We start from the raw sequence: 24,822 nt of genomic DNA on the forward strand, positions 1-24,822 counted from the left end.
CGTAATCGCAGGCCGGCTCCTTCAATGGACGCCGGCCGCTACGAGCAGCTTGCGCGATAGCTCGCGCAACTCCCGATTCTGGCGGTCCAGCTCGACCAGTCGCTCATGCATCATCGCGGCGAGGCATTTCATCGCGCGTTCGGGCGTTCCGGCGCGCGCCCGCTCGCAATCGATACAGTACTGCAAGGCACGCAGACGCTCGCGGACGGCGGGGGGATGACTCTCGATCAGTGCGCAGATTTCGCGATTGCGCGCGGCGAAGAATGCCTCGGGGTCGGCTTTCGCCAACGCACACCAGCGGTCGAAATCGAACTCGCCCATGATCCATCCCCCGCGCGAGGTCCATCACACATCCTTGGTTTAATCGTAGGAGTGGAACAAGGCGGAGGCAAGACGAGCCTCCGGCGGACCGTGTATTCGGTCTCGCCGGAGCAAAACCGGTTTGCGTAACCGGCTGGCGAAGAGGTCAAGCGACCTGGGCAGCTCTCCTGGACATCAGCGAGAAGCGGCTCACCCAGCGCTGGTCACCAGCGCTGCCGAGCAGTTCCTTCATGTCGATGATCAGTACGATCTGGCCGTTGGACAGCGTCGTGACACCGGCCACGCCCTTCGGACGGAAGTCGTCGAGCGACTTGATGACGGCGTCTTCGCGGCCGGCGAAGCTGTCGATGCCGAGGATGAAGGACATTTCCGCCGTCTGCATCAGCACACCGTAGCATGGCGAACGTTCCAGCGGCCAGCCGAGCAGGCTTGCGAGCGGCAGGATCGGCAACACTTCGCCCCGCACCACCATCGTCGCGCGACCGCCCACTTCCTGCACTTCTCCCGCCTCGATCGGCAGGATCTCGCGCACCATCGACAGCGGCACGGCAAACGGCTGATCGCCCAAGCGCACCAGCAGCACCGGCAGAATCGCCAGCGTCAGCGGCAGGCTGATCACGAAGGTCGTGCCCTTGCCCAGCTGCGACTGGATCTCGATGCTGCCATTGAGCTTCTGGATGTTCGTCCGCACGACGTCCATGCCGACGCCGCGGCCGGACACGTCCGACACCTTCGCCGCCATCGAGAAGCCGGGCAGGAAGATCAGGTTGAAGCTCTGGCGCTCGTCCAGCGCACTCGCTTCTTCCTCGCTGAGCAGCCCCTTCTCGACCGCCTTCGCGCGCAGGCGTTCGGCGTTCATACCGTGGCCGTCGTCGGCGACCAGGATCACGATGTGATCGCCTTCCTGGCGCGCTTCCAGGCGGACGATGGATTTTTCGGGCTTGCCGACGGCGATCCGCTCCTGCGAGTCCTCGACGCCGTGATCGACCGCGTTGCGGATCAGGTGGATGATCGGATCGGCGAGGTCCTCGATCATCGTCTTGTCGATCTCGGTTTCCTCTCCGGCGAGCACGAGTTCGACGTCCTTGCCCATGCTGCGCGCCAGATCGCGCGCGATCCGCGGATACTTCTGGAACAGGCGCCCGATCGGCTGCATACGGGTCTTCATGACCGCGTTCTGCAGGTCCGAGACGAGCAGGTCGAGCTGGCTTACGGCCAGATCGAGGGAATGCAGGGTTTCGGTGTCGTTGCGGCCGCTCAGGATGTCGCTGCGCAGCGCGTTCAGGCGGTTCTTCGTCAGGCCGATTTCGCCCGACAGGTTGAGTACCTGGTCGAGCCGCGAGGTGTCGACGCGGATCGAGTTGTCGCGCTGCTTTTCGCCCTCACGCCGCCCGGTCGTCGCCATCGCGCCTGGCTTGTCGCTCGCGCGCCGCCCGGTCGCCGCCTTGATGATCTCATCAGGCGAGACCGTGGGGCCCGACGCGACGGGAGCATGTACCGAAGCCGACGCCGGCGGCGCCGACCTGACTTCGTTGATCGTCTTCATCGGCACGCCGGTGACGGCACTGTGGAGCAGCTCCCAGTTCGGCCCGCCCGGAGCGGCGGACGATGCAGCCGCCTGCGGTTGGGCGGCCGCCGCTTGCGCCCGACCGCCGACGAGTTCGCCGGCGATCGCCTGGCGCAGACGTGCAATCAGGTCGGGGTCCGCCGGAGCGGGCTGCATCGCCTGCTCGAGGCTGCCGAACATGTCACGTACGGATGCGGTCGCTTCCATGATGACGTCCATCACTTCGGGCGTCACGTCGAGCTGGCCGTTGCGCAGGTTGTCGAAGAGATTCTCCGTCAGGTGGCACAAGGTGACCAGCTCGGTCGCATTGAGGAAGCCTGCGCCGCCCTTGATGGTATGGAAGCCCCGGAAGATCTCGTTCAGCAGTCCGCGGTCGCCTGGCGCACGTTCGAGGTCCACCAGTTTGTTGTCGACCCCGGATAGCAGGTCACCCGCTTCCATCAGGAAATCCTGAAGCAGCTCTTCCATTCCGGCGAAGTCACTCATCACGTTCTCGCTTTATTGTTCCCGGCAGACCCGCGCCTGCCTTCTTGCTGCAGTCAGAATCCCAGGCTACCGAGCAGATCGTCGACCTGCTCCTGCGTCGTAACGACGTCGTCACGGCCTTCCGAATTGATGACCGGACCGTTCATCAGACCGCCCTGCACTTCGCTGCGCATGCCCGGCGGCGCGACCTCCAGCAGAACCTGCAGCAGCTCCGTTTCGAGCTTCTGGGCGAGTTCGACGACCTTCTTGATGACCTGGCCGGTGAGATCCTGGAAATCCTGGGCCATCATGATTTCCATCAGCTGCTCGTTGGTCGCGCGGCTCCCCTGCTCCACCTGGCCAAGAAATCCGTGCGTTTCCTGCGACAGCGCCTTGAATTCCTCGATCGACAACTGGTTCGCGAACAGCTTGTCCCACTTCGCCTGCAAGCCCTTGGCGTCAGCACCCAGCTTGTTCTGGATCGGCTGGGCGATGTCGGTCGCGTTAAGCACCCGGCTCGCCGCCTGCTCCGTCATCTGCGCGATGTAGGTCAGGCGCTGGCGCGCATCGGGAATCGCCTGCACCGCCTCCTGCAGACCGTCGTCGGAGCTGAGCGAACAAAGGGTGTTATGAACTTGTCGCGTCATCTGTCCGATCCGGGTAAACACCGCTTCGCAGCTATGCTCGGACTGAGCAGCATCGGCCGGCTGCGCTGCGGCGGCCGGAGCAGCCTCCTGGACAGAAGCGGCTTCGAACTGCGCCGCCACGGAGTCGAACAGAGCCTGCAGGTCGTCGTTATCGCCGGCGGAATCCTGCTTGGGTTTCGGTTCCGCCTTGGGCGCAACCACCTGCGGTGCCGCGCCACTCGCGATGCTGTCGAACAAGGCTTGCAGTTCGTCCGAATCCCCTGCCTCATCGACCTTGAGCTTTTTCGCCATCATCGGCCTCCCTAATGTCATTCCGCACCGACTGCTCAGGCGGCCGCTGTCTTGCCCAGCTTTTCAAAGATTTTTTCTAGTTTTTCGGCCATCGTCGCAGCCGTAAACGGCTTGACGATGTAGCCGCTCGCCCCGGCCTGCGCCGCAGCAATGATGTTTTCCTTCTTGGCTTCGGCCGTCACCATCAGCACCGGCAGGTGCTTCAGATGCGGCGTCTGGCGGATCGTCTGCAGCAGCGTCAGACCATCCATGTTCGGCATGTTCCAGTCGGTGACGACGAAGTCGAACGGGCCGCTGTTGAGCTTCTGCAGCGCCACCGCACCGTCCTCGGCCTCGTCGACGTTGGTGTAGCCAAGCTCCTTGAGCAGGTTGCGCACGATGCGACGCATCGTCGAAAAGTCATCAACGACCAGAAATCTTGTCTTGGGATCGGCCATGTTGTATTTCTCCGTAATTCTCTCGGCGAGCCTGGCCCGGTTCAGTGGCCCCGTGTGAGCAGGGGACGAAGGGTGTCCGCCAGCGCGTCGGCGTCGAATTTTGCCACGTATGCGTCAACTCCGACCCGCTTTCCCATCGCCCGGTTGGCTTCGGACGAGAGCGACGAGTGCATCACCACCGGGATGCCGTCGAAACGGGTGTCGGCCTTGATGTTGCGAGTAAGTACGTAGCCATCCATCTCCGGCATCTCGGCATCGACCAGGATCAGGTCGAGCTCGTCGCTGACGTGGCGACCGAGTTGCTGAGCGTGGCTCGCCATGCCCTGCAGGCGCGTCCACGCTTCGAGGCCATTGACGGCGTGCTTGTGCTTCACGGCGAGCTTGTCGAGCACCTCGGCGATCTTGCGCCGCGCAACGCCCGAATCGTCGACGAAGAACACTTCATAGTCCTGCCCGTCGATGATCGGCGAGATGTTGCCGACCACGGCGTCGCCGAAGGTCGAGGCGAGTACCGTTTCGACATCGACAATCGAGACCAGCTTGCCGTCGGGCAGCTCTGTAATCGCGGTGATGTAGTTGTGCACATTGCCTGAAACGTTATCGGGCGCCCGCACCTTGTCCCAGTCCACGCGAATGATGCGATCGACACCCTGCACGAGAAAGCCGAGCGTCCGCTTGCTGTACTCGGTCACCATCATCGATCCGCCAAGCGGGTCGCCAGGCTGGGCCAGGCCGAGGATCTTGGAAAGCGACAGGACCGGAATGACGTTGCCGCGCAGCGAGATGAGCCCTTCGACGCCCGCCGGCATGTTGGGCGCACGTGTGATGAAGGGCGTCGTGCTGACTTCCTTCACCTTGAACACGTTGATCCCGAAGACTTCCGTGGTGCCGAGATTGAACAGCAGAATCTCCATCCGGTTCGAACCGGCAAGGCTGGTGCGGCCGTCGACGACGTTGAGCAGGCCGGATTCGTCGGTATCGTAGATCGACATGAGAGCTTCCTATGGACTCGCGAATTACTGCGCGCCGCGCTTGATCAGCCGGCGCAGGGTCTCGGCCAGACGCTGGGGCTCGAACTTGGGAACGTATTCGTCGACGCCGACCGACTTGCCCAGTTGCTGATTGGACATGCCTGACAGCGAGGAATGCATGATCACAGGGATCCCGGTAAAGCGCGGATCGGACTTGATCGACTTGGTCAGGATGTAGCCGTCCATCTCGGGCATTTCGACGTCGGTCAGCACGAGGCTGACGAGATCGCTCACCTGGCGCCCGGTCGACTGGGCGTGATGCGCCACCCGCTGCAGTTCCTCCCACGCGGCGCGCCCGTTGATCGAGCCCACGCCATGCACGCCCATTGCCTCAAGCGTGCGCTCGATCTGCTTGCGGGCGATCGATGAATCGTCGGCGAAATAGACGGCGGGCACGTCGCCTTCGATGGGCACGATGCTGCGGTAGAGATGCTGGTCTTCCTGAGGGGTCGTTTCGGCGAGGACCTTCTCGACGTCGAGCATCATGACGAGTTTGTTGTCGGCGAGTTCCGTTACCGCCGTCACCAGCCCGCCCATGTTCGCAGTGAGCATTTCGGGCGGCACGCGCATTTGCGACCAGTCAAGGCGCAGGATGGTGTCGACGGCCTCGACGAGGAAGCCCTGAGTGTGTCCGTTGTATTCGGTCACGATCATGATGTCGCGCTTCACATCGGAGCCGACCCCGACATAGCGGCCGAGATCGACGACCGGAACCAGGACACCGCGCAGGCTCACCATGCCTTCGACCGATGAGGGCATCTCGGGTGCTGCGGTGATCGCGGGTGTGCGCATGACCTCGCGCACCTTGAACACATTGATCCCGAAGGTTTCGCGGCGCCCCGTGCGCTGATCCACGCCAAGCGTGAATAGCAGGATCTCCAGCTTGTTGGTGCCGGCGAGGCGTGTGCGGGCATCGATGTTCTTCAGCAGTTCCGACATTTCACTCTCCGCTGCGCGCGGCTGCATGTTGTTCCGGGCGGCGCAGGCGCGCCGCAGTGTCAATCCTGATAACGTCTGCGCCGGGAAATACTTGAGGCGCGATGCGGCAAATACCGACGTATGACCATTTTCGCATTATGGCGCAGTGGCGGATACCGTTTTCACACGGCGGCTAGCCATTACGCGTAGCGCCATGGCCCAGGTGCCGCAGAATCTGCTGCGCCACATCCTTGAGCGTAACGACCTCGCATGCTGCGCCGAGCAGCGCCGCTTCGCGCGGCATGCCGTACACGACGCAGGAATCGTGGTCCTGGGCGATCGTCCAGCCCCCCGCCTCGCGCATCTCCAACAGACCCCGGGCACCATCCTTGCCCATCCCGGTGAGCAATACTCCCACGGCCCCCGCCCCAACCGTTCGCGCCGCCGACGAAAACAGCACGTCGACCGAAGGGCGATGGCGGTTTACCGGCTCGGCGCGAGACAAGGAACACTGCAATCCGGTGGGCGACCGGACGATCGAAAGGTGGGAATGCCCAGGGGCAATATAGACCGTGCCACCCTGGATCGACTCGCCGTCCTCGGCCTCCTTGACCTTCACGCTGCATAGGCCATCCAGGCGGCGGGCAAAGGCGCCTGTGAACATTTCGGGCATGTGCTGCACGATCAGCACCGGCGGAACGCTCGCCGGCAGGTCCGCGAGGACTTGCTTGATCGCCTCGGTTCCGCCGGTCGACGCACCGATGAAGATCACGCGACCTCCCCATGCGCCGCCATGCGCCGGACTCTTATACGTTCCCGGCATCGCTGCGTTGATAGACGGTCCGCCCCATCGAGCGGAACAGGTCGGCGGCGTGCATAAAGCTCTCGGAATGCCCCGCGAACAGGGCCCCTTCCTTGCGCAGGAGCGGCACGAAACGCTTGAGGATCGCGTACTGCGTCGTCTTGTCGAAGTAGATCATCACGTTGCGGCAGAAAATCGCATCCAGCGGCCCCTGTACCGGCCAGCTCGAATCCAGCAGGTTGATGCGACGAAAGCTGATCAGCCGCTGCAACTCGGGACGCACGCGAACCTCGCCGTCTGGCACGCCGGCGCCGCGCACGAAGTAGCGCCGCACGCGCTCGGGCGACAGGCGCAGGATCCGGTCGTCGCGATAGATGCCGCGTTCGCCATGCGACAGCACGCTGGTGTCGATGTCGCTTGCGAGGATCTGCACCGGAGGCGTCAGCGTGTCGAACGCCTCGCAGGCGGTGATCGCCAGCGAGTACGGTTCCTCGCCGGTCGAAGCCGCGCTGCACCAGATGCGGATCGTGCGCTTCTCCGCGATCTGCCGCATGCGTTCGGCCAGGATGTCGAAATGGTGCGCCTCGCGGAAGAAGGAGGTGAGATTGGTCGTCAGCGAATTGACGAAGGTTTCCCACTCCGCGCGGTCGCGCTCCAGCCGCGCCAGGTATTCGGCAAAGGTGCGGTCACCGCAGACGCGCAGACGGCGGGCCAGCCGGCTATACACCATGTCCTGCTTCGCCGGCGAAAGCACGATGCCGGCGTGTTCGTAGATCAGCTTGCGGATGCGTTCGAAATCGGCGCTCGTGAGTTCGAATTCGCGCACGCGATCTCCGGCGAGCGCGGCAGCGGCCGCAGAGGCCGCCATTGCCGCGAAGGTCAGCTCCGATGCCGTTCGCGGCGGCGTCGCCGTCTTGGGCCGCGCCGGCGTTTCCGGTGTGACGCTTTTCCCAAAGCGAGGGGGATCTCCCACAGCCATGCTCAGATTTCCTCCCATTCCTGCTCAAGGCTGCGCCGTCCCGTTCCTGCGGACTTCACCTTCGGCAACGGGGCGCCTTCGCCCCGTCGCACGCGTCCCGCGCGCTCCAGGCCGGTTGCCAGTCCATGCGATCGTTCGGCGAGTGCCGGATCGTTGAGCAATTCAGCCATCTGCCGCTCGAACTGCAGCGCCGTCGACGCCGCGCGATCAGCGAGTTCCGCATGTTCGCGCGACAGTTGTTCCAGTCTCGTCATCATCTGCTGCATATGCGCGGCAGTCTGCTGCAAGTTCACGACAGCGGTCTCGATCCGCCCTGCGGCCGCCTCCCCGCCCGTATCCGGGTGGCCGGCATCGAGCTTCAAGCCGTTCGGGTCTGCCGCGCAGGTTTGCACGGTCACGCCCATCATCTCCGTACCACAACGTCGCGCCGCAAGCTGTGCAGCCAGCACGGCCTGTGCATCGCAGCAAGTATCGAGTGCTGCAGCATCGAGCACGAGACGGCCCTGCCGGGCGAGGTCCAGTACGCCCGCCAAGGAACCCGCGCGGTCGCGCATTTCGTCGAAACCGAAAGTCGCACTGCCGCCCTTGATCGAGTGCGCACAACGGTAAGCTTCGGCAATGACATGCGCCCCGGCCTTGCCGCTGGCGATCTCGCGCAGGCAACGCTGGATGATGGCGAGGTGTTCGGCGACTTCGTCGAAGAACACTTCGCGGAATTCAGTCAGATCCAGGCCCATATCGAACGCTCATTCACCGGGGGGACGTGTCGTCCGCCCCATTCGGACGGGCGCCCCCCGGAAGGGGACGAATCTGCGGCCGCGCGCCTCCCGGCGGCGGCACAGCCGTTTGGCTCTCGATCTTGCCGCGCAAGGCCTCTTCGTCTAGGGGTGCATTTGCGCCGACGTCGATCAGGCCGCCTTGGGCACGTAGGGCCTCTTCGGTCTTGCGGTTCATCACGACGATGCTGATCCGCCGGTTCGACGCGTCGTACAGGTCCTCTTTCTTGAACGGCACCGTTTCGGCGAGCCCGACGACGCGCGCCACGCGGGCAGGATCGAGCCCGCCCGCGATCAGCTCCCGCCGCGATGCGTTGGCGCGATTCGCGGAGAGCTCCCAGTTCGAGAAACCCCGCTCGCCACCCGCGTAACGCGCGGCATCGGTATGTCCGGACAGGCTGAGACGATTCGGCACGTCGTTGAGCGCCCGCCCGATCGCTCGCAACAGATCGCGCGTGTAGGGCAACAGTTCGTCGCTCGCGGAGTTGAACATCGGACGGTTCTTTTCGTCGACGATCTGGATGCGCAGGCCTTCGGAGGTGATGTCGATCAGGATCTGGTTACGGAAGGAGCGCAATTTCGGATCGGCCTCGACGATCGCCTCGATGCGCCCCTTCAGGTCTTCCAGGCGGGCACGCTCGCGCGCCGCGTCCATGCCTTCCTTGTCGCCGACATCGCGAAAGATTTCGCGCCCCTTCGCCGCGTCGAGGTTGATTGACCGCTTACCCTCGACTTCGCCGCGCTTGCGCTGCCCGAGCGAGCGCGTCAGATCCTCGCCACCCCCCTGGATGATGCTCGAACTATCGCCCGAGCCGGTCCCGCCCTGGAACGACACCTTCAGCGGGTTCTGGAAATGGTCCGCAATGCCCTCGAGGTCGCCCTGTGCGGTCGAGCCGAGCAGCCACATCAGCAGGAAGAACGCCATCATCGCCGTCACGAAGTCGGCATAAGCGATCTTCCACGCGCCCCCATGGGCCGCCGCGGCGACCTTGTTGACGCGTTTGACGACGATTGGCTGCTGGGTATCGTCGCTCATCGCCGCGTGGGCTCCATTTCAGATGCGAATATCACGTGCATCGATCGAACCGTCAGCCCTTACGGCTCTTGATGTCCTGCTCGAGTTCCGAGAAGGTCGGACGTTCGGTCGAATACAGGACCTTGCGCCCGAATTCGACGGCGACCTGCGGCGCATAGCCGTTCATGCTCGCGAGCAGCACGAGCTTGATACATTCGAACACCTTGCCGCTTTCCTCGACCCGCTGTTCGAGCTGGCCTGCGATCGGCTGCACGAAACCGTACGACAGCAGAATACCGAGGAAGGTGCCGACCAGGGCGCCGCCGATCATCTTGCCGAGCACCGCCGGCGGTTGGCCCACGGAGCCCATCACGTTCACAACGCCCATGACCGCAACGACGATACCGAAGGCCGGCAGCGCATCGCCGGTCTTGGCCATGACGTGCGGCGCAATGTGGGCTTCCTGGTGGTGCGTATCGATCTCCTTGTCCATCAGGCCTTCGATCTCGAAGGCATTGAGGTTGCCGCCGACCATCATTCGCAGGTAGTCGGTGAGGAACTCGACCGCGTGGTGATTCGAGGTCACGGTCGGATACTTGGAGAAGATCGGACTGGAGTCGGGATTGTCGACGTCGTTTTCGATCGACATCAGACCTTCCTTGCGGACCTTCGCGAGGATCTCGTAGAGCAGGCCAAGCAGATCCATGTACATCGCCTTGGTGTAGGGAGAGCCCTTGAACACCGACGGCAAGGCGCCCATGGTCGCCTTCACGGCCTTGGGTCCGTTGCCGGCAACGAAACCGCCGATCATCAGGCCGACGATGGCGAGATATTCCATCGGCACCCACAAGGCGCCGAGACTGCCGTGGACGGAATAGGTACCGACCGAAGCCGCAAGGATGACCAGATAGCCAATGATCAAAAACACCGGGTAGCCCCTGTCGATTCATCGATGCTCGGTGCAACGTGCAGAGCAAAGTTCCGTGATTGTAACGTCACCGGATCGGGAAACTTGAATGCCAAAAAGGACAAAGGCCGCCTGCTTCCGCAGGCGGCCCCCTGAAACCGGAAACGGTGGAAAATCAGCCGGCCGTTGCGAGCGCAGCCTTTGCGGCCCGCTTCGTCTTGCCCGCGCGAGACGGCATGTTGCACAGGCCGCAGACGAATTCGTGCGTCGGGTCGTAGGCATGCGCGACAAACTTGCCGCCGCAGGTCTTGCACGGAGCAAGCTGCAGCAGGTCGGCGTCGAAGAAGCGTACCAGCGTCCATGCGCGCGTCAGGCTGAGAACGGGTTCCGTGTCCTCGGCCTCGATGTGATCGAGGTAGAGGTGATAGGCCTTGAGGATGGACTCGAGCCCCTTGAGCGCGGTTTGCGTCTGGAAGAACGAGAAGAACGCCATGAACAACGACGCATGGACGTTCGGCTGCCAGGTCATGAACCAGTCGGTGGAAAACGGCAGCATCCCCTTCGGGGGCGACATGCCGCGGATTTCCTTGTAGATCTTCAGCAGACGTTCGCGGCTGAGCTTGGTCTCGGCCTCCAGCATCTGCATGCGCGCGCCCAGGCGCACCATCTCGGCTGCGCGTTGGATGTCTTCCGCTTCTTCGATGATGCTCTTGTTCTTCATCTTCATCTCCTTTACGCCGGTGCGACGGCACGGCGCGCCCGCAGCGCGGGCTATCCGGCCAGCCCCTTCACGGGTTTGCCCGCTGCGATGATGGCCGCATGCAGGCTGGAGCTGGTCGCATCCCTGCCTTTGCCGGCCAGCAGGCCGGTAAGCAGGGTGTCATCGAACCTGAACGTGGGCAGCAACATCTGGCTGTTGGCCATCTTGACCAGCTTGGCCGACGTCAGCCCTTCGATCAGGTCGGCAATCTCATTGCCAATGCCAAGGCGGAACATCGCGGTTTCGCGGTCGCTGCGCAGCATCTGCTGCGCCAGCATCAGATAGGCGAGGTTCAGTTCCTGGATTTCTGCCTGAAAATCGGGCCGTTTCATTAATGCTCCCATTCAGGGACAAGCGCGCCAAAGTTAAAGTTATTTGTTAGGAAATGCAAGTAAAGCGCCGTAAACTATTGTTGCGTCGGCACAACGGGCTATCCCTTACTGCTAGCAAGGTTTTGTTGTCAAACGAGTAAACCGGATTCATATACTCGTTTGTCATCCATGCTGATTTCAGGCGTCTCGCGCGTTCACGCGTCGCGCGGAGCAAGCTCCTGCGTCTTTTCGAGCGACTGGACAGAGGCGATGCAGTTGCGTCCGCGCTGCTTCGCGAGGTAGGCGCCGCGGTCGGCTTCCTTGATCAGCGCATCGACGTCGACCATGCCCCGCACCCGCATTGCGACCCCGATGCTCCCACTGATCGGCAGCCGGTCTTCGCCCGCCTTCAGCGCGAGACTATCCAGCGCCATGCGAAGCCGCTCGGCGCAGCTCAGGGCGCGAGCAAGATCGGTTTCGGGGCAGATCGCCAGGAATTCGTCACCGCCGGTACGACAGATCACATCCTGTCCCCGGAGTGCGCCGCGCAATGCTTCGGCGGCACGCCGCAGCACCTCGTCGCCGACGTCGTGGCCGTAGGTGTCGTTGATCTGCTTGAAATTGTCGATGTCGATGATCATGCACGACAGCGGCCGCCCCCAGCGGCTCGCCGACGCCCATTCCTGCTGCACACGATCGAGCGCGTAGCGGCGGTTCGGGAATCCGGTCAGCGCGTCGGTGAGGGCCGCCTCCTGCAGACGGCGGTTGGTCACCGCGAGCTGGGCGGCGAAGTGGCGGATTTCCTCGCGTTCGCGCTCGAGCTCCTGCTGCAGGCGCACCACGCGCAGCCCGGCGCGCAGCCGCGCGGAGAGCACGCGCGGCCTGACGGGCTTGGTGACGAAGTCGTCGGCACCGGCATCGAAGGCTTCAATGAGGCGCTCGTCATCGCCCTGATGGGTGAGCAATACGATGTAGATCGCCTGCCCCACGCGCGTCTGCCGCAGCGCGCGCGTGAGCTCGGGACCGCTCATCCCGGGCATGTCCCAGTCGAGGATCATCATCTGCGGCTGCAGTTCGAGCGCGAGCTCCATGCCCTGCCGACCGTCGCCAGCCTCGAAGACTTCGAAGCTGCCTTGCTCGAGCACACCCCGCAGGCTGGTGCGCGTGCGGGGCTCGTCATCGACAATCAGTATCCGCGGATGAGCCGGATCGATGTGCCGCACCGGCTCGGGGTCCTCAGCCGGGGCTTGGGCAGCGGGCGCCGGATCGCTCGCTCCAAGCTCGCCGGGTAGCTCCCCTGGATCACCTTGGGCAAGCTCCGAAAAACTCGGTGCCTTCTTCTGCTCGAGTTGCAGCAGCGTCCCCCACTCGACCCACAGCCGGATGATGCGGTCGCAGTCGAAAAGAAGGTTCTCGCGATTGAAGCGCAGGCGTGCGCCGGCAGCGAGGAGCCGCGGCATCATCGCGCTGCGCGCGCTTTCGTCGGCGAGGCAGATGGCGGCGATGCAGCGGGCCGCCGCCATGCATTCGACGAGCAGGCGCAGCCGGGCCGCCTCCGGATACTCCGCGCCCTCGCGAATCTCCGCATGGCCGGCGGCATCGACGAAAACCGTCGGCAGCCCCCAGTCCGCCAGCATCGCCCCGGTCAGTTCGACGTGGCTCAGCGCGAACTCTTCCTGCTCCAGCACGACGAGCGGGAGCGCATTGGCTTGGCGCGCCGCGTCGAGGACGCGGGCGTAGTCGAAGGGGTAAAGGGTCGCGAGCGACAACTCCCCGACGCGGCTCAGCAGTCCGAGGCTGAATAGTTCGTCGGGGGCACCGCAGCGGGTGCGCTCGGCGAACACCTGCATCGCCAAGCCGATCGCGAGCGAGGAATTCCAGAACGCGTTGTAGTCGAAGCCGCGGCAGTTGCCGTGCCGATGGTTCGACAGCAGCGAGAAGCCGAGCACCATGGTCCGTACGGCTGGCAAGCCGAGGATCATCAGCGCATCCTGAACGGAGGCGACGGGACGGCGGCTGCTCGCGAGGAGTCCGTTGGCGGCCTTGATGATGCGGCCGACGAAGGCGGGGTCCCCGCTGATGACGCGCGCGAGTTCGGCGATCGACACGTCCTGTTGCCGCGTGAGCCGGATCACGGCGAGCGCGACGCCCTTCGGCGAAGGCAGGTCGCCCGAGGCGCGGATCTGCTCGAAACGGTTCATGTCGATCGGAGGAGGCATGAAGACGATACCTTTGCCGGATGTCTGCGCTCCCTGCGGTGCAGCATCACGGACAGCGCAAATTCAAGACCGCGCACTGTACCGCGTCGCGGCGACGGATGTCACGGCACTGCGCCACTCTGGCGAGTGAATAGTGCCTGCAGAGGTTAAAATCGCAATTCACGAAGAATTCGGTCCCCAAGATGAAGTTCTGCTCAAACTGCGGCGCCCCGGTCACACTACGCATCCCGCCCGGCGATACGCTGCCGCGCCATGTCTGCACGAATTGCGGCAGCATCCATTATCAGAACCCGAAGATCGTGGTCGGCGCCGTGCCCGAATGGGAGGACCGCATCCTGCTGTGCCGCCGCGCGATCGAGCCGCGGCACGGCTTCTGGACGCTGCCCGCCGGCTTCATGGAAAACGCCGAGACCACGGCCGAAGGGGCCGCACGCGAGACGCTCGAGGAAGCCTGCGCACGCGTCGAGGTGGGCGACATGTTCACACTGATCAACGTGCCGCACATCAGCCAGGTGCATATCGTCTACCGCGCCCGCCTGCTCGATCTCGATTTTCGGCCCGGCGAGGAGTCGCTGGACGTGGCCCTGTTCGAGGAGAAGGACATCCCCTGGGACGACATCGCCTTCCGCACGATCTCGATGACGCTGCGCCATTACTTCGAGGATCGGAGGAAGGGCAGTTTCGGATTCCACACCGGCAGCATCCCGCCGATTGCCGAACCCCACCTCCCCTGACCCATCGTGCGAGCGATCCGCGGCGAAATCCTCCACTTCCTCGATGATCCGGCCGACCGCGGCGTCGAGGCGCTGGAGTATTTTGCGGACGGACTGCTGATCATTCGCGATGGACGTGTCGCCGAAGCGGGGCCGGCGGAGGAACTGCTCGCGAAGCTGCCGGCGGGGACACCGGTCGACGACCGTCGCGGGAAGCTGATCCTGCCGGGATTCATCGACACGCACATCCATTTTGCGCAGGCGGACATCATCGCGAGCCACGGGGAGCAGTTGCTCGAATGGCTCGGCAAGTACACCTACCCGGCCGAACGGCGCTTCGCCGACCCGGGCCATGCCGCCGCGGTCGCGGATTTTTTTTGCGACGAGCTGCTGCGCAATGGCACGACGACCGCGATGGCCTTCCCGACGGTACATGCGGCCTCGGTCGATGCGCTGTTCGCGGCGGCGGCCGAACGACGGATGCGGCTGATCACGGGCAAGGTGCTGATGGACCGCAATTGCCCAGACTTCCTGCGCGACACGGCGGCGCGCGGCTATGCGGAATCGCACGCGCTGATCGAGAAGTGGCATGGCCGCGACCGGCTGCTGTATGCCGTGACACCGCGCTTCGCGGCGACCTCGACGCCGGAGCAGATGGCGCTCGCCGGGCGCCTGTTCGTCGAGCACCCTGGGGTCTATCTGCAGTCCCATGTGGCCGAGAACCGGCGCGAGGTGGCGTGGGTGGCCGAGCTTTATCCCGAAGCTCGGAGCTATCTCGACGTCTATGACCGCTTCGGCCATGTCGGGCCGCGCAGCGTGTTCGCGCACTGCCTGTGGCTCGACGATGCGGATCGCGCGCGAATGGCCACGGCCGGCGCGGCGATGAGTTTCTGCCCGACCTCGAATCTCTTTCTCGGGTCGGGGCTCTTCGATCTCGATCGCGCCCATGCCGCAGGTGTGCGGGTCGGGATCGGCAGCGATGTCGGCGCGGGGACGAGCTTTTCGATGCTGCAGACGCTCAACGAGGCCTACAAGGTGCTGCAGTTGAACGGACAGTCGTTGTCGGCGGAGCGGGCCTTCTACCTCGCGACCTTGGGTGGCGCGCGCAGCCTGTATCTGGACGACAGGATCGGCAGTTTCGCGCCGGGGCGGGAGGCGGATTTCGTCGTGCTAGACCCGGCGGCGACGCCGCTCCTCGCGCGGCGAAATGCCACCTGCCACACGCTCGCCGAGCGCCTCTTCGTGCTGATGATGCTGGGCGACGATCGCGCGGTCGCGGAAACCTGGGTGATGGGCGAGCCGGCGTGGCGCCGGCCGTAAGCTCGCGACGGTTTCTTCCTACGAGGCCAGTTCCGGCCGATTCTCGAACAGAGCCAGGGCCTCGGGGTTCGCGAGGGCCTCGATGTTCTTCACCGGCTTGCCGTGCACCACATTGCGCACCGCGAGTTCGACGAGCTTGCCGCTCTTCGTGCGCGGAATGTCCGTGACCTGGACGATCCGGGCGGGCACATGGCGCGGCGTCGCGTTGTCGCGGATCGCCTGCTTGAGGCGGGTGGCGAGCGCGTCGTCGAGCGTGAGCCCTTCGCGCAGGCGCACGAAGAGGATCACGCGGACGTCGGTCGGGTCCTGCGGCGGCCAGTCCTGGCCGATCACGATCGACTCGAGGATCTCGGGCAGCTTCTCGACCTGGCGATAGATCTCCGCGGTGCCGATGCGCACGCCGCCGGGGTTGAGCGTCGCATCTGAACGGCCGTGGATGATCAGGCCGCCGTGCTCGGTGATTTCACAGAAGTCGCCATGGCACCAGACGTTCGGGAAGCGCTCGAAGTAGGCTGCATGGTACTTGGCGCCGTCCGGGTCGTTCCAGAAGCCGATCGGCATGCACGGGAAGGGTTTCGTGCAGACGAGTTCGCCCTTGTCTGCCGTGATCGGATGGCCTTCGTCGTCCCACACTTCGACCGCCATGCCGAGGCCGCGGCACTGGATCTCGCCGCGCCACACGGGCATGGCCGGATTACCGAGGACGAAGCACGAGACGATGTCGGTGCCGCCGGAGATCGATGCAAGCTGGACGTCGCGCTTGATCGAGTCATAGACGAAGTCGAAGCCTTGTGGCGCGAGCGGGCTGCCGGTGGAGAGGACGGCGCGCAGCGCGGAGAGGTCGTAGGACTGCGCGGGCCTCAGTTCGCTCTTGCCGAGGGTCTCGATGTACTTGGCGGACGTGCCGAAGTGGGTGATGCGCTCCTTCTCGGCGTAGTCCCACAGCACCCTGCCGTCGTCGACGAAGGGATTGCCGTCGTAGAGCATCAGCGTCGCGCCCGCGGCGAGGCCGGAGACAAGCCAGTTCCACATCATCCAGCCGCAGGTCGTGAAGTAGAACAGGCGGTCGCCTTCGCGGACGTCGGCGTGGAGCTTGTGCTCCTTGAGGTGCTGGAGCAGCGTGCCGCCCGCGCCGTGGACGATGCACTTCGGCACGCCGGTCGTGCCGGACGAGTACATGACGTAGAGCGGGTGGTTGAACGGCAGGCGGAAGTATTGCGGGACGGTCGCGGCGGCGTGGGGGGCGAGGAAGTCGGCATACGTCGTTGCGCGGGGCACGTCGGACAGTTTGAGCGCGCCGTCGCCGGCGAGATACGGGACGACGACCACGCGCGAGACGGACGGCAGCTGACGCACGATGTCCCCGAGCTTGCCGAGCACGTCGATCGCCTTGCCGTTGTACCAGTAGCCGTCGCAGGCGATCAGCACCTTGGGCGCGGTCTGGCCGAAGCGGTCGAGCACGCCCTGAACGCCGAAGTCGGGCGAGGCGCTGGTGAAGGTGGCGCCGAGGCTCGCTGCCGCGAGCATTGCGACGAGCGTTTCGGGGAGGTTCGGCATGTAGCCGGCGACGCGGTCGCCCCGCTCCACGCCGGCCTCACGCAAGGCGGCGGCGAAGCGGGCGACTTCGGCGCGCAGTTCCGCGCGCGTCATGCTGCGCTTGACCTTGTCTTCGCCCCAGAAGACGAGCGCCTGAGGGTTGCCGCTGTCGCGCAGCAGGTTCTCGGCGAAGTTCAGGCGCGCGTCCGGAAACCAGGTGGCGCCGGGCATGCGGTCGCCGTCGACGAGGTCACGCGCACCGCGTTCGCCGATCACACCGCCGAAATCCCAGACTTCGCGCCAGAAGTCGGTCGAATGCTGCACCGACCAGTCGTGCAGTGCGGCGTAGTCGGCAAGCTGCAAGCCCGAGACGCGGCGTGCGCGGTCGGTGAAGGCGGCGATGCCGGTGGCGGCGATCTGCTCGGGGCGCGGGGTCCAGAGAGGCCGGTCGTCGAATTGAGTCTTGTCCATAGCTGTCTTGTCTCTTCGTTCAGAACGAGCCCTGCACGTTCGGCGCAGGGACGGGCGATACGCCTTGCTCGATCGCGGCGCGTTCCTGTGCCGCGAGTGCGCGTTTGAATCCCTCGCGGCACAGGAGACGCTCCCAGTAGGCGAGCGCCGCCGGCTTGAATCGGGACTTGAGGCCGATCAGCTCGCCGAGCATCAGCGCGTAGCCGACGGAGACGTCGGCCGCCGTGAAGCGACCGGCGCACAGGAAGTCCTGCGTCTCCAGCAACGGCTCGAGTGTACGCAGCCGCGAGAGGAACCACTTGGCGTAGTCCTCGGCGACCTGCGGCTGACGCCGTTCCGGCGGCTCCAAGCGGGAGTAGCGGAGAACGAGGGTTTGCGGGAAGGTCAGCGTCGCCTCGCCGAAGTGCAGGTAATTCAGATAGGCGCCGAAATCGGGCTCGCCGGTTTCGACGTTAAGTCCGCCCGGCGAGTGCCGGGCTGCGAGGTATTGGCAGATTGCGGCGGACTCGGTCATGCGCGCCGCGCCGTCGAAGAACGCCGGAATCGTGCCGAGGGCGTTGATCTCCAGATACTGCGGCGCGTCGACCCGCGGCGGGAACGGCAGCACCTTGAGCTCGTAGGGCAGACCGAGTTCCTCGAGCATCCACAAGGGCCGGAACGAGCGCGCGCTGACGCAGTGATACAGGGTGATCATGTGCCCTCTCTCCTCGTCAGGCGGTCTTCGACTCGGCCAGCCCCAGTTCGCGCTTCATCTGCTCGCGGATCTGGAATTTCTGGATCTTGCCGGTCACCGTCATCGGGAAGGTGTCGACGAAGCGGATGTAGCGCGGCACCTTGTAGTGCGCGATCTGCCCCTTGCAGAACTCGCGAACCTCGTCCTCGGAGAGCGTCTGGCCTTCGCGGACGATGACCCAGGCGCACAGTTCCTCGCCGTATTTCTGGTCCGGCACGCCGACGACCTGCACGTCGAGGATCTTCGGGTGGCGGTAGAGGAATTCCTCGATCTCGCGCGGGTAGAGGTTCTCGCCGCCGCGGATCACCATGTCCTTGATGCGGCCGACGATATTGCAGAAGCCTTCGTCGTCGATCGTCGCGAGGTCGCCCGTGTGCATCCAGCGGCCGGCGTCGACCGCTTCGCGCGTCTTCGCTTCGTCGCCCCAGTAGCCGAGCATCACCGAGTAGCCGCGCGTGCACAGCTCACCCGGCGTGCCGCGCGGGACGATGCGGCCTTCGTTGTCGACGATCTTCACTTCGAGATGCGGCTGGACGCGGCCGACGGTGGAGACGCGGCGGTCGATCGGGTCGTCGGTGCCGCTCTGGAAGCTCACCGGCGAGGTCTCGGTCATGCCGTAGGCGATGGTGACTTCGCGCATGTGCATCTTGTCGATGACGCGCTTCATCACTTCGATCGGGCACGGGCTGCCGGCCATGATGCCGGTGCGCAGGGCCGACAGGTCGAATTCATTGAACTTCGGGTGGTCGAGCATCGCGATGAACATCGTCGGCACGCCGTAGCTCGCGGTGCAGCGTTCCTCGGCGAGGGTTTCGAGCGTCGCGAGGGGCTCGAAGGATTCGGCCGGGTAGATCATCGTCGCGCCGTGCGTGAGGCAGCCGAGGTTGCCCATCACCATGCCGAAGCAGTGGTAGAGCGGCACGGGGATGCACAGGCGGTCGCCCTCGACGAGGCGGATCGCCTCGCCGACGAAGAAGCCGTTGTTGAGGATGTTGTGATGCGACAGCGTCGCGCCTTTCGGCTGGCCGGTCGTGCCGGACGTGAACTGGATGTTAATCGGGTCGTCGAACTGGAGCTCGTCGCCGAGGGTTTCGAGCGCGTCGAGCTCGTCGCGCGACGGGGCGTGCAGCAGCTCGTCGAAATTGAGCATGCCGTGCGTCTTGTCGGCGCCCATACGGATGACGATTTCGAGCGTCGGCAGCTTCGCGGCCTTCAGCTTGCCCGGTTCGGCCTGCGCGAGTTCCGGCGCGAGGTCGCCGATCATTTCGAGGTAGTTGCTGGACTTGAAGGCGGGCGACAGGACCAGCGCGCGGCAGCCGACCTTGTTCAGCGCGTATTCGAGCTCGGCGCGTCGGTAGGCGGGGTTGATGTTGACGAGCACGAGGCCGGCCTTGGCGGTCGCGAACTGGGTCAGCGCCCATTCGGTGTTGTTCTGCGACCAGATGCCGATGCGATCGCCGCGCTTGAGGCCCAGGCGCATCAGGCTGCACGCGAGGGCATCGACGCGCTGCTTGAGCGCGGCGTAGGTCAGGCGGACGTTCTGGTGGCGCACGACCAGCGCTTCGCGCGCGGCATGGCGGGCGCAGGCCTCGTCGAAGAAGTGCCCGATGGTCTGGCCGATCAGGCGCTTCTCGGAGGCGCCGTGGACGTAGCTCAACTGGGTCATGATGTCTCTCTCCACTCTGTTCGATTCGATGTCTTCTTTTGCGTTTCGCGGCGAAGCGCCGGCCACGCGGGACACGGGAAAGCGCATACCGGCCGGAGCGCGACGCGCCGGCCAGTGTGTTGGCAATGGCTGCCGTCAGCCCTTGGCGGGCTCGAACTCGACGAGTTCCGCGCCGTCGCCGACCTGGTCGCCGACCGCGAAGCGGAAGGCCTTCAGCGTGCCGGTCGCGGGGGCGGTGATGGTATGTTCCATCTTCATCGCCTCGAGGATCAGCAGCGGTGCGCCCTTCTCGACCTGGGTGCCGGCTTCGGCGAGCAGCGCGATGACCTTGCCGGGCATCGGCGCGAGCAAGCCGCCTTCGGCGCCGCCCCCCTCGCCCGCGTGATGCAGCGGATCGACGTTGGAAAGCTGCCAGGTGCGGCCGTGCAGGAAGACATGGCGCTTTTCGCCGGCGACGATCATGGTCGCGGCCATGCGCGTGCCGTCGAACTCGACGCGCATGCCGCCGCGATCGTCGAGCTTGCCACGCGCTTCGGTGCTGCGGCCGTCGACGCCGAGCGTGTAGCGGTCACGCCCGCGGTAGGCGACCTGCACACTCTTCTGCGTCTCGCCGAAGCGGAACAGCAGTTCGCGGCGCGCGGTGGCGTTCAGGCGCCAGCCGTCGCGGGCGTGCCAGGGCGAGCCGGCATCGGTCCCGCGCTCGGCTTCTTGTTCGGCCCACGCAGCCTCACGCAGCAGTTCGCCGAGGGCCGCGACGAAGTAGACCTCGGCCGGAGGCACTTCGCCTTCGGGGAAGAGATAAGCCTTCTCGCGCTCGATCAGGCCCGTGTCGAGATCCGCCCCCGCGAAGGCCGGGCAGTTCGTCAGGCGCGACAGGAACTCGATGTTGTTCGCGACGCCGACGACGCGGTAGTCCGCGAGCGCCTGCAGCATGCGCGCGAGCGCCTGGTCGCGGTTCTCGTCCCACACGATCAGCTTCGCGATCATCGGGTCGTAGAAGGGGCTGATTTCGTCGCCCTCCTCGACGCCGGTATCGACGCGCACATGCAGCCCTTCGGCCGGCGGCGCGAGGTGCAGGAGCTTGCCGGTCGAGGGCAGGAAGCCCTTCGCGGGATCTTCGGCGTAGATGCGCGCTTCAAGCGCGTGGCCGCGGATCTGCAGCTGTTCCTGCGCGAGCGGCAGCGGTTCGCCCGAGGCGACGCGCAGTTGCCATTCGACGAGGTCCAGCCCGGTAATCATCTCGGTGACCGGGTGCTCGACCTGCAGGCGCGTGTTCATCTCCATGAAGTAGAACGAGCCGTCCTGGTTCGCGATGAATTCCACGGTGCCGGCGCCGACGTAGCCGACTGCCTTCGCGGCCTCGACGGCGGCCTTGCCCATCGCGGCGCGGCGCTCGGGCGTCATCCCGGGCGCGGGCGCTTCTTCCAGCACCTTCTGGTGGCGGCGCTGCACCGAGCAGTCGCGCTCGAAGAGATACACGCAGTTGCCGTGCGTGTCGCCGAAGACCTGGATCTCGATATGGCGCGGGCGGATGATGTACTTCTCGACCAGCACATGCTCGTCGCCGAAGGACGATGCGGCTTCGCGCTTGCACGACGCGAGCGCGGCAATGAAGTCGTCGGACTTCTCGACGAGGCGCATGCCCTTGCCGCCGCCGCCGGCCGCAGCCTTGATCAGCACCGGGTAGCCGATCTTGTCGGCCTGCTCGTGCAGATAGGTCGGCTCCTGGTTGTCACCGTGGTAGCCGGGGGTCAGCGGCACGCGGGCCGCTTCCATCAGTTTCTTCGCTTCGGACTTCGAGCCCATCGCGCGGATCGCCGACACCGGCGGCCCGATGAAGACGATGCCTTCGCGTTCGCAGGCGTCGCAGAAGTCCTCGTTCTCGGACAGGAAGCCGTAGCCGGGGTGGATTGCCTGCGCGCCGGTCTGCTTCGCGGCGGCGATGATGCGGTCGATGACGAGGTAGCTTTCCTTGACGGCGGCCGGACCGATCAGCACGGCCTCGTCGGCGAGGCGCACGTGGCGGGCGTTGGCGTCGGCTTCGGAATAGACGGCGACGGTCTTGATGCCCATGCGGCGTGCGGTCTTGATCACGCGGCAGGCAATTTCACCGCGGTTTGCGATCAGGATCTTTTCGAACATTTCTTATCTCCCCCTTACATCCGGAACACGCCGAACTTCGTCTGCGGGATCGGCGCGTTGAGCGTCGCGGACAGCGACAGGCCCAGCACACGGCGGCTCTGCGCCGGGTCGATCACGCCGTCGTCCCACAGGCGCGCGGTGGCGTAGTAGGGGTGGCCCTGCACTTCATATTGTTCGCGGATCGGCGCCTTGAACGCCTCCTCGTCTTCCTTGCTCCAGCTGCCGCCCTTGGCCTCGATGCCGTCGCGGCGCACCGTCGAGAGCACGCTCGCGGCCTGCTCGCCGCCCATCACGGAGATGCGCGAGTTCGGCCACATCCACAGGAAGCGCGGGCTGTAGGCGCGGCCGCACATGCCGTAGTTGCCGGCGCCGAACGAGCCGCCGATGATCATCGTGAGCTTCGGCACCTGGGCGGTCGCGACCGCCGTCACCATCTTCGCGCCGTCCTTGGCGATGCCGCCGTTCTCGTACTTGCGGCCGACCATGAAGCCGGTGATGTTCTGCAGGAAGACGAGCGGAATGCCGCGCTGCGCGCACAGTTCGACGAAGTGCGCGCCCTTCTGCGCGGATTCACCGAACAGGATGCCGTTGTTCGCGACGATGCCGACCGGGTAGCCGTAGAGCTGGGCGAAGCCGGTGACGAGCGTCGTGCCGTAGCGCGACTTGAATTCGTCGAAGCGCGAGCCGTCGACGACGCGGGCGATGACTTCGCGCACGTCGTAGGGCTTGCGGGGGTCGGCCGGAATGATGCCGTAAAGCTCTTCGGGGTCGTACAGCGGCTCTTCGCCGGCGCCGACCTTGAGCGACACGGGTTTCTGGCGATTTAGGTTCGACACGATGCGGCGCGCGATGTAGAGCGCGTGGGCGTCGTTCTCGGCGAGGTGGTCCGCGACGCCCGAGATGCGCGTATGCACGTCGCCGCCGCCGAGGTCTTCCGCGCTGACGACTTCACCGGTCGCAGCCTTCACCAGCGGAGGCCCGCCGAGGAAGATCGTGCCCTGATTCTTGACGATCACCGCCTCGTCGCTCATCGCCGGCACGTAGGCGCCGCCGGCGGTGCAGGAGCCCATCACGACCGCGATCTGCGGGATGCCCTGCGCGCTCATGTTGGCCTGGTTGAAGAAGATGCGGCCAAAGTGCTCGCGGTCGGGAAAGACTTCGTCCTGCGTCGGCAGGTTCGCGCCGCCCGAATCGACGAGATAGACACAGGGCAGATTGTTCATCTGCGCGATTTCCTGCGCGCGCAGGTGCTTCTTGACCGTCATCGGGAAGTAGCTGCCGCCCTTCACCGTCGCGTCGTTGGCGACGATCATGCATTCGACGCCTTTCACGCGGCCGATGCCGGTGATGACGCCGGCCGAGGGCGCATCGCCGTCGTACATGCCGTAGGCCGCCATCTGGCCGACTTCGAGGAAGGGCGTGCCGGGGTCGAGCAGGTGATTGACGCGATCGCGCGGCAGCAGTTTTCCACGCGCGGTGTGCTTCTGCCGCGCGGATTCACCGCCGCCGAGCGCGACTTCCGCAGCCTTGTCGCGCAGGTCGCCGACGAGCTTGCGCATCGCCTCGGCGTTGCCCGCGAAGTCCGGGCTGCGCGTGTTGATGGAGGACTTGATCACACTCATCACATCGTCTCCGCGAAGAGTTCGCGACCGATCAGCATGCGGCGGATCTCGCTCGTGCCGGCGCCGATCTCGTACAGCTTGGCATCGCGCCACAGGCGGCCGGTGGCGTATTCGTTGGTGTAACCGACGCCGCCGAGAGTCTGGATAGACTCACCCGCCATCCAGGTCGCCTTTTCGGCCGAGTACAGGATCGCGCCGGCGGCGTCCTTGCGCAGCGTCCGGGCGTGATCGGCGCGGTCGCAGGCCTGACCGACGGCATACACGTAGGCGCGGGTCGCGTTCCACACCGAGTACATGTCGGCGACCTTGCCCTGCATCAGCTGGAACTCGCCGATCGCCTGGCCGAACTGCTTGCGCCCGTGCAGGTAGGGCACGACCACGTCCATGCACGCCGCCATGATGCCCAGCGGGCCGCCGCACAGGACCGTGCGCTCGTAGTCGAGGCCGCTCATCAGCACCTTCACGCCGTTGCCGACGCCACCGAGCACGTTCTCTTCCGGCACCTCGACATCGTCGAAGAACAGCGGGAAGGTGTTCGAACCGCGCATGCCGAGCTTGTCGAGGTGGGTGCCGTGGCTGAAGCCCTTCATGCCCTTTTCGATGATGAAGGCAGTGATGCCCTTCGGGCCGGCGTTGATGTCGGTCTTCGCATACACGACCAGCGTGTCGGCGTCGCCGCCGTTGGTGATCCACATCTTCGAGCCGTTCAGCACGTAGCGGTCGCCCTTCTTGTCGGCGCGCAGCTTCATCGACACGACGTCGGAGCCGGCATTCGGCTCGCTCATCGCCAGCGCGCCGACATGGTCGCCCGAGATCAGCTTCGGCAGGTACTTGTCCTTCTGCGCCGCGTTGCCGTTGCGGCGGATCTGGTTCACGCACAGGTTCGAATGCGCGCCGTAGGATAGGCCGACCGATGCGGACGCGCGCGAAATCTCTTCCATCGCGATGATGTGCGCGAGGTAGCCCATGCCGGTGCCGCCGTATTCCTCTTCGACGGTCATCCCCAGCAGGCCCATGTCGCCGAACTTCTTCCACAGGTCGGCGGGGAATTCGTTCTCGCGGTCGATGTCGGCGGCGCGCGGGGCGATTTCGGCCTCGGCGAACTGGCGCACGGCGTCGCGCAGCGCGTCGATGGTTTCGCCGTGATGGAAGTTCAGGCTGGGAATGTTCATG

General features: G+C 65.1%; 22 protein-coding genes. 2 read left to right on the plus strand and 20 right to left on the minus strand.

Annotated elements, in window-relative coordinates:
• Nucleotides 1-21: 21 nt before the first annotated feature.
• The 14 genes from AZKH_RS16145 to AZKH_RS16210 all read right to left on the minus strand — a co-directional run bounded on the left by AZKH_RS16145 (nt 22) and on the right by AZKH_RS16210 (nt 13,446).
• Nucleotides 22-321, minus strand: a complete 300-nt coding sequence (locus AZKH_RS16145; RefSeq protein ID WP_015436858.1) for a DUF3135 domain-containing protein — start codon at nt 319-321, stop codon at nt 22-24.
• A gap of 145 nt (nt 322-466) precedes the next feature.
• Nucleotides 467-2,374, minus strand: a complete 1,908-nt coding sequence (locus AZKH_RS16150; protein WP_015436859.1) for a chemotaxis protein CheA — start codon at nt 2,372-2,374, stop codon at nt 467-469.
• A gap of 53 nt (nt 2,375-2,427) precedes the next feature.
• Nucleotides 2,428-3,291, minus strand: a complete 864-nt coding sequence (gene cheZ, locus AZKH_RS16155; RefSeq protein WP_041656283.1) for a protein phosphatase CheZ — start codon at nt 3,289-3,291, stop codon at nt 2,428-2,430.
• A gap of 35 nt (nt 3,292-3,326) precedes the next feature.
• Nucleotides 3,327-3,728 (minus strand): chemotaxis response regulator CheY, encoded by a 402-nt coding sequence (cheY, locus tag AZKH_RS16160; protein WP_015436861.1) that lies wholly within the window; start codon nt 3,726-3,728, stop codon nt 3,327-3,329.
• A 41-nt stretch (nt 3,729-3,769) separates the two neighbouring features.
• A complete protein-coding gene (locus AZKH_RS16165; RefSeq protein ID WP_015436862.1) occupies nt 3,770-4,720 on the minus strand; it encodes a chemotaxis protein in 951 nt (316 codons plus the stop codon).
• Between the two features lie 24 nt (nt 4,721-4,744).
• A complete protein-coding gene (locus tag AZKH_RS16170) occupies nt 4,745-5,698 on the minus strand; it encodes a chemotaxis protein (RefSeq protein ID WP_015436863.1) in 954 nt (317 codons plus the stop codon).
• A gap of 172 nt (nt 5,699-5,870) precedes the next feature.
• Nucleotides 5,871-6,449, minus strand: a complete 579-nt coding sequence (locus AZKH_RS16175) for a CheB methylesterase domain-containing protein (protein WP_015436864.1) — start codon at nt 6,447-6,449, stop codon at nt 5,871-5,873.
• A gap of 34 nt (nt 6,450-6,483) precedes the next feature.
• Entirely contained in the window at nt 6,484-7,458 is a 975-nt protein-coding gene (locus tag AZKH_RS16180; RefSeq protein ID WP_015436865.1) for a CheR family methyltransferase, read from the minus strand.
• A 2-nt stretch (nt 7,459-7,460) separates the two neighbouring features.
• Entirely contained in the window at nt 7,461-8,195 is a 735-nt protein-coding gene (locus AZKH_RS16185) for an Hpt domain-containing protein (RefSeq protein WP_015436866.1), read from the minus strand.
• A gap of 13 nt (nt 8,196-8,208) precedes the next feature.
• Complete coding sequence (gene motB, locus AZKH_RS16190) at nt 8,209-9,270, minus strand: flagellar motor protein MotB (RefSeq protein WP_015436867.1); 1,062 nt, start codon at nt 9,268-9,270, stop codon at nt 8,209-8,211.
• A gap of 52 nt (nt 9,271-9,322) precedes the next feature.
• Nucleotides 9,323-10,177 carry a flagellar motor stator protein MotA gene (gene motA / locus AZKH_RS16195; RefSeq protein ID WP_015436868.1) on the minus strand — a complete coding sequence of 285 codons (855 nt, stop codon included), beginning with the start codon at nt 10,175-10,177 and terminating at the stop codon, nt 9,323-9,325.
• Nucleotides 10,178-10,331: 154 nt separating this feature from the next.
• A complete protein-coding gene (flhC, locus tag AZKH_RS16200) occupies nt 10,332-10,877 on the minus strand; it encodes a flagellar transcriptional regulator FlhC (RefSeq protein ID WP_041657432.1) in 546 nt (181 codons plus the stop codon).
• Nucleotides 10,878-10,927: 50 nt separating this feature from the next.
• Nucleotides 10,928-11,248 carry a flagellar transcriptional regulator FlhD gene (gene flhD, locus AZKH_RS16205; protein WP_015436870.1) on the minus strand — a complete coding sequence of 107 codons (321 nt, stop codon included), beginning with the start codon at nt 11,246-11,248 and terminating at the stop codon, nt 10,928-10,930.
• A gap of 194 nt (nt 11,249-11,442) precedes the next feature.
• On the minus strand, nt 11,443-13,446 hold the full coding sequence (locus tag AZKH_RS16210) for a diguanylate cyclase (RefSeq protein WP_015436871.1): 2,004 nt from the start codon (nt 13,444-13,446) through the stop codon (nt 11,443-11,445).
• Between the two features lie 182 nt (nt 13,447-13,628).
• On the opposite strand from AZKH_RS16210, the gene AZKH_RS16215 reads away from it, so the two are divergent.
• Together AZKH_RS16215 and guaD are read left to right on the plus strand one after the other, a co-directional pair.
• Nucleotides 13,629-14,180, plus strand: coding sequence for an NUDIX hydrolase (locus AZKH_RS16215; RefSeq protein ID WP_015436872.1), 552 nt, complete (start codon nt 13,629-13,631; stop codon nt 14,178-14,180).
• A gap of 6 nt (nt 14,181-14,186) precedes the next feature.
• A complete protein-coding gene (guaD, locus tag AZKH_RS16220; RefSeq protein WP_015436873.1) occupies nt 14,187-15,479 on the plus strand; it encodes a guanine deaminase in 1,293 nt (430 codons plus the stop codon).
• 18 nt (nt 15,480-15,497) lie between these two features.
• On the opposite strand, the gene AZKH_RS16225 is transcribed toward guaD, so the two are convergent.
• The 6 genes from AZKH_RS16225 to AZKH_RS16250 form a co-directional block, all read right to left on the minus strand.
• Entirely contained in the window at nt 15,498-17,486 is a 1,989-nt protein-coding gene (locus AZKH_RS16225; protein ID WP_015436874.1) for an acetoacetate--CoA ligase, read from the minus strand.
• Nucleotides 17,487-17,505: 19 nt separating this feature from the next.
• Entirely contained in the window at nt 17,506-18,180 is a 675-nt protein-coding gene (locus AZKH_RS16230) for a glutathione S-transferase family protein (RefSeq protein WP_015436875.1), read from the minus strand.
• Between the two features lie 16 nt (nt 18,181-18,196).
• A complete protein-coding gene (locus AZKH_RS16235; RefSeq protein WP_041656285.1) occupies nt 18,197-19,885 on the minus strand; it encodes an AMP-binding protein in 1,689 nt (562 codons plus the stop codon).
• Between the two features lie 135 nt (nt 19,886-20,020).
• A complete protein-coding gene (locus tag AZKH_RS16240) occupies nt 20,021-22,027 on the minus strand; it encodes an acetyl/propionyl/methylcrotonyl-CoA carboxylase subunit alpha (protein WP_015436877.1) in 2,007 nt (668 codons plus the stop codon).
• 14 nt (nt 22,028-22,041) lie between these two features.
• A complete protein-coding gene (locus AZKH_RS16245; protein WP_015436878.1) occupies nt 22,042-23,649 on the minus strand; it encodes a carboxyl transferase domain-containing protein in 1,608 nt (535 codons plus the stop codon).
• Nucleotides 23,649-24,821 carry an isovaleryl-CoA dehydrogenase gene (locus AZKH_RS16250; protein WP_015436879.1) on the minus strand — a complete coding sequence of 391 codons (1,173 nt, stop codon included), beginning with the start codon at nt 24,819-24,821 and terminating at the stop codon, nt 23,649-23,651. Before AZKH_RS16250 ends, AZKH_RS16245 begins: the two co-directional genes overlap by 1 nt.
• Nucleotide 24,822 lies beyond the last annotated feature (1 nt).

The organism is Azoarcus sp. KH32C (assembly GCF_000349945.1).
Lineage (GTDB): Bacteria > Pseudomonadota > Gammaproteobacteria > Burkholderiales > Rhodocyclaceae > Aromatoleum.

Excerpts from the sequence above, each read along its gene's own strand:
- AZKH_RS16230 (WP_015436875.1), bottom strand. The coding sequence starts at position 18,180 with ATGATCACCCTGTATCACTGCGTCAGCGCGCGCTCGTTCCGGCCCTTG.
- AZKH_RS16235 (WP_041656285.1), bottom strand. The coding sequence starts at position 19,885 with ATGACCCAGTTGAGCTACGTCCACGGCGCCTCCGAGAAGCGCCTGATC.
- AZKH_RS16150 (WP_015436859.1), bottom strand. The coding sequence starts at position 2,374 with ATGAGTGACTTCGCCGGAATGGAAGAGCTGCTTCAGGATTTCCTGATG.
- flhC (WP_041657432.1), bottom strand. The coding sequence starts at position 10,877 with ATGAAGAACAAGAGCATCATCGAAGAAGCGGAAGACATCCAACGCGCA.
- flhD (WP_015436870.1), bottom strand. The coding sequence starts at position 11,248 with ATGAAACGGCCCGATTTTCAGGCAGAAATCCAGGAACTGAACCTCGCC.
- AZKH_RS16165 (WP_015436862.1), bottom strand. The coding sequence starts at position 4,720 with ATGTCGATCTACGATACCGACGAATCCGGCCTGCTCAACGTCGTCGAC.
- AZKH_RS16215 (WP_015436872.1), top strand. The coding sequence starts at position 13,629 with ATGAAGTTCTGCTCAAACTGCGGCGCCCCGGTCACACTACGCATCCCG.
- AZKH_RS16185 (WP_015436866.1), bottom strand. The coding sequence starts at position 8,195 with ATGGGCCTGGATCTGACTGAATTCCGCGAAGTGTTCTTCGACGAAGTC.
- cheZ (WP_041656283.1), bottom strand. The coding sequence starts at position 3,291 with ATGGCGAAAAAGCTCAAGGTCGATGAGGCAGGGGATTCGGACGAACTG.
- AZKH_RS16225 (WP_015436874.1), bottom strand. The coding sequence starts at position 17,486 with ATGGACAAGACTCAATTCGACGACCGGCCTCTCTGGACCCCGCGCCCC.
- AZKH_RS16170 (WP_015436863.1), bottom strand. The coding sequence starts at position 5,698 with ATGTCGGAACTGCTGAAGAACATCGATGCCCGCACACGCCTCGCCGGC.
- AZKH_RS16245 (WP_015436878.1), bottom strand. The coding sequence starts at position 23,649 with ATGAGTGTGATCAAGTCCTCCATCAACACGCGCAGCCCGGACTTCGCG.
- AZKH_RS16145 (WP_015436858.1), bottom strand. The coding sequence starts at position 321 with ATGGGCGAGTTCGATTTCGACCGCTGGTGTGCGTTGGCGAAAGCCGAC.
- AZKH_RS16210 (WP_015436871.1), bottom strand. The coding sequence starts at position 13,446 with ATGCCTCCTCCGATCGACATGAACCGTTTCGAGCAGATCCGCGCCTCG.
- cheY (WP_015436861.1), bottom strand. The coding sequence starts at position 3,728 with ATGGCCGATCCCAAGACAAGATTTCTGGTCGTTGATGACTTTTCGACG.
- AZKH_RS16180 (WP_015436865.1), bottom strand. The coding sequence starts at position 7,458 with ATGGCTGTGGGAGATCCCCCTCGCTTTGGGAAAAGCGTCACACCGGAA.
- motB (WP_015436867.1), bottom strand. The coding sequence starts at position 9,270 with ATGAGCGACGATACCCAGCAGCCAATCGTCGTCAAACGCGTCAACAAG.
- AZKH_RS16240 (WP_015436877.1), bottom strand. The coding sequence starts at position 22,027 with ATGTTCGAAAAGATCCTGATCGCAAACCGCGGTGAAATTGCCTGCCGC.
- AZKH_RS16250 (WP_015436879.1), bottom strand. The coding sequence starts at position 24,821 with ATGAACATTCCCAGCCTGAACTTCCATCACGGCGAAACCATCGACGCG.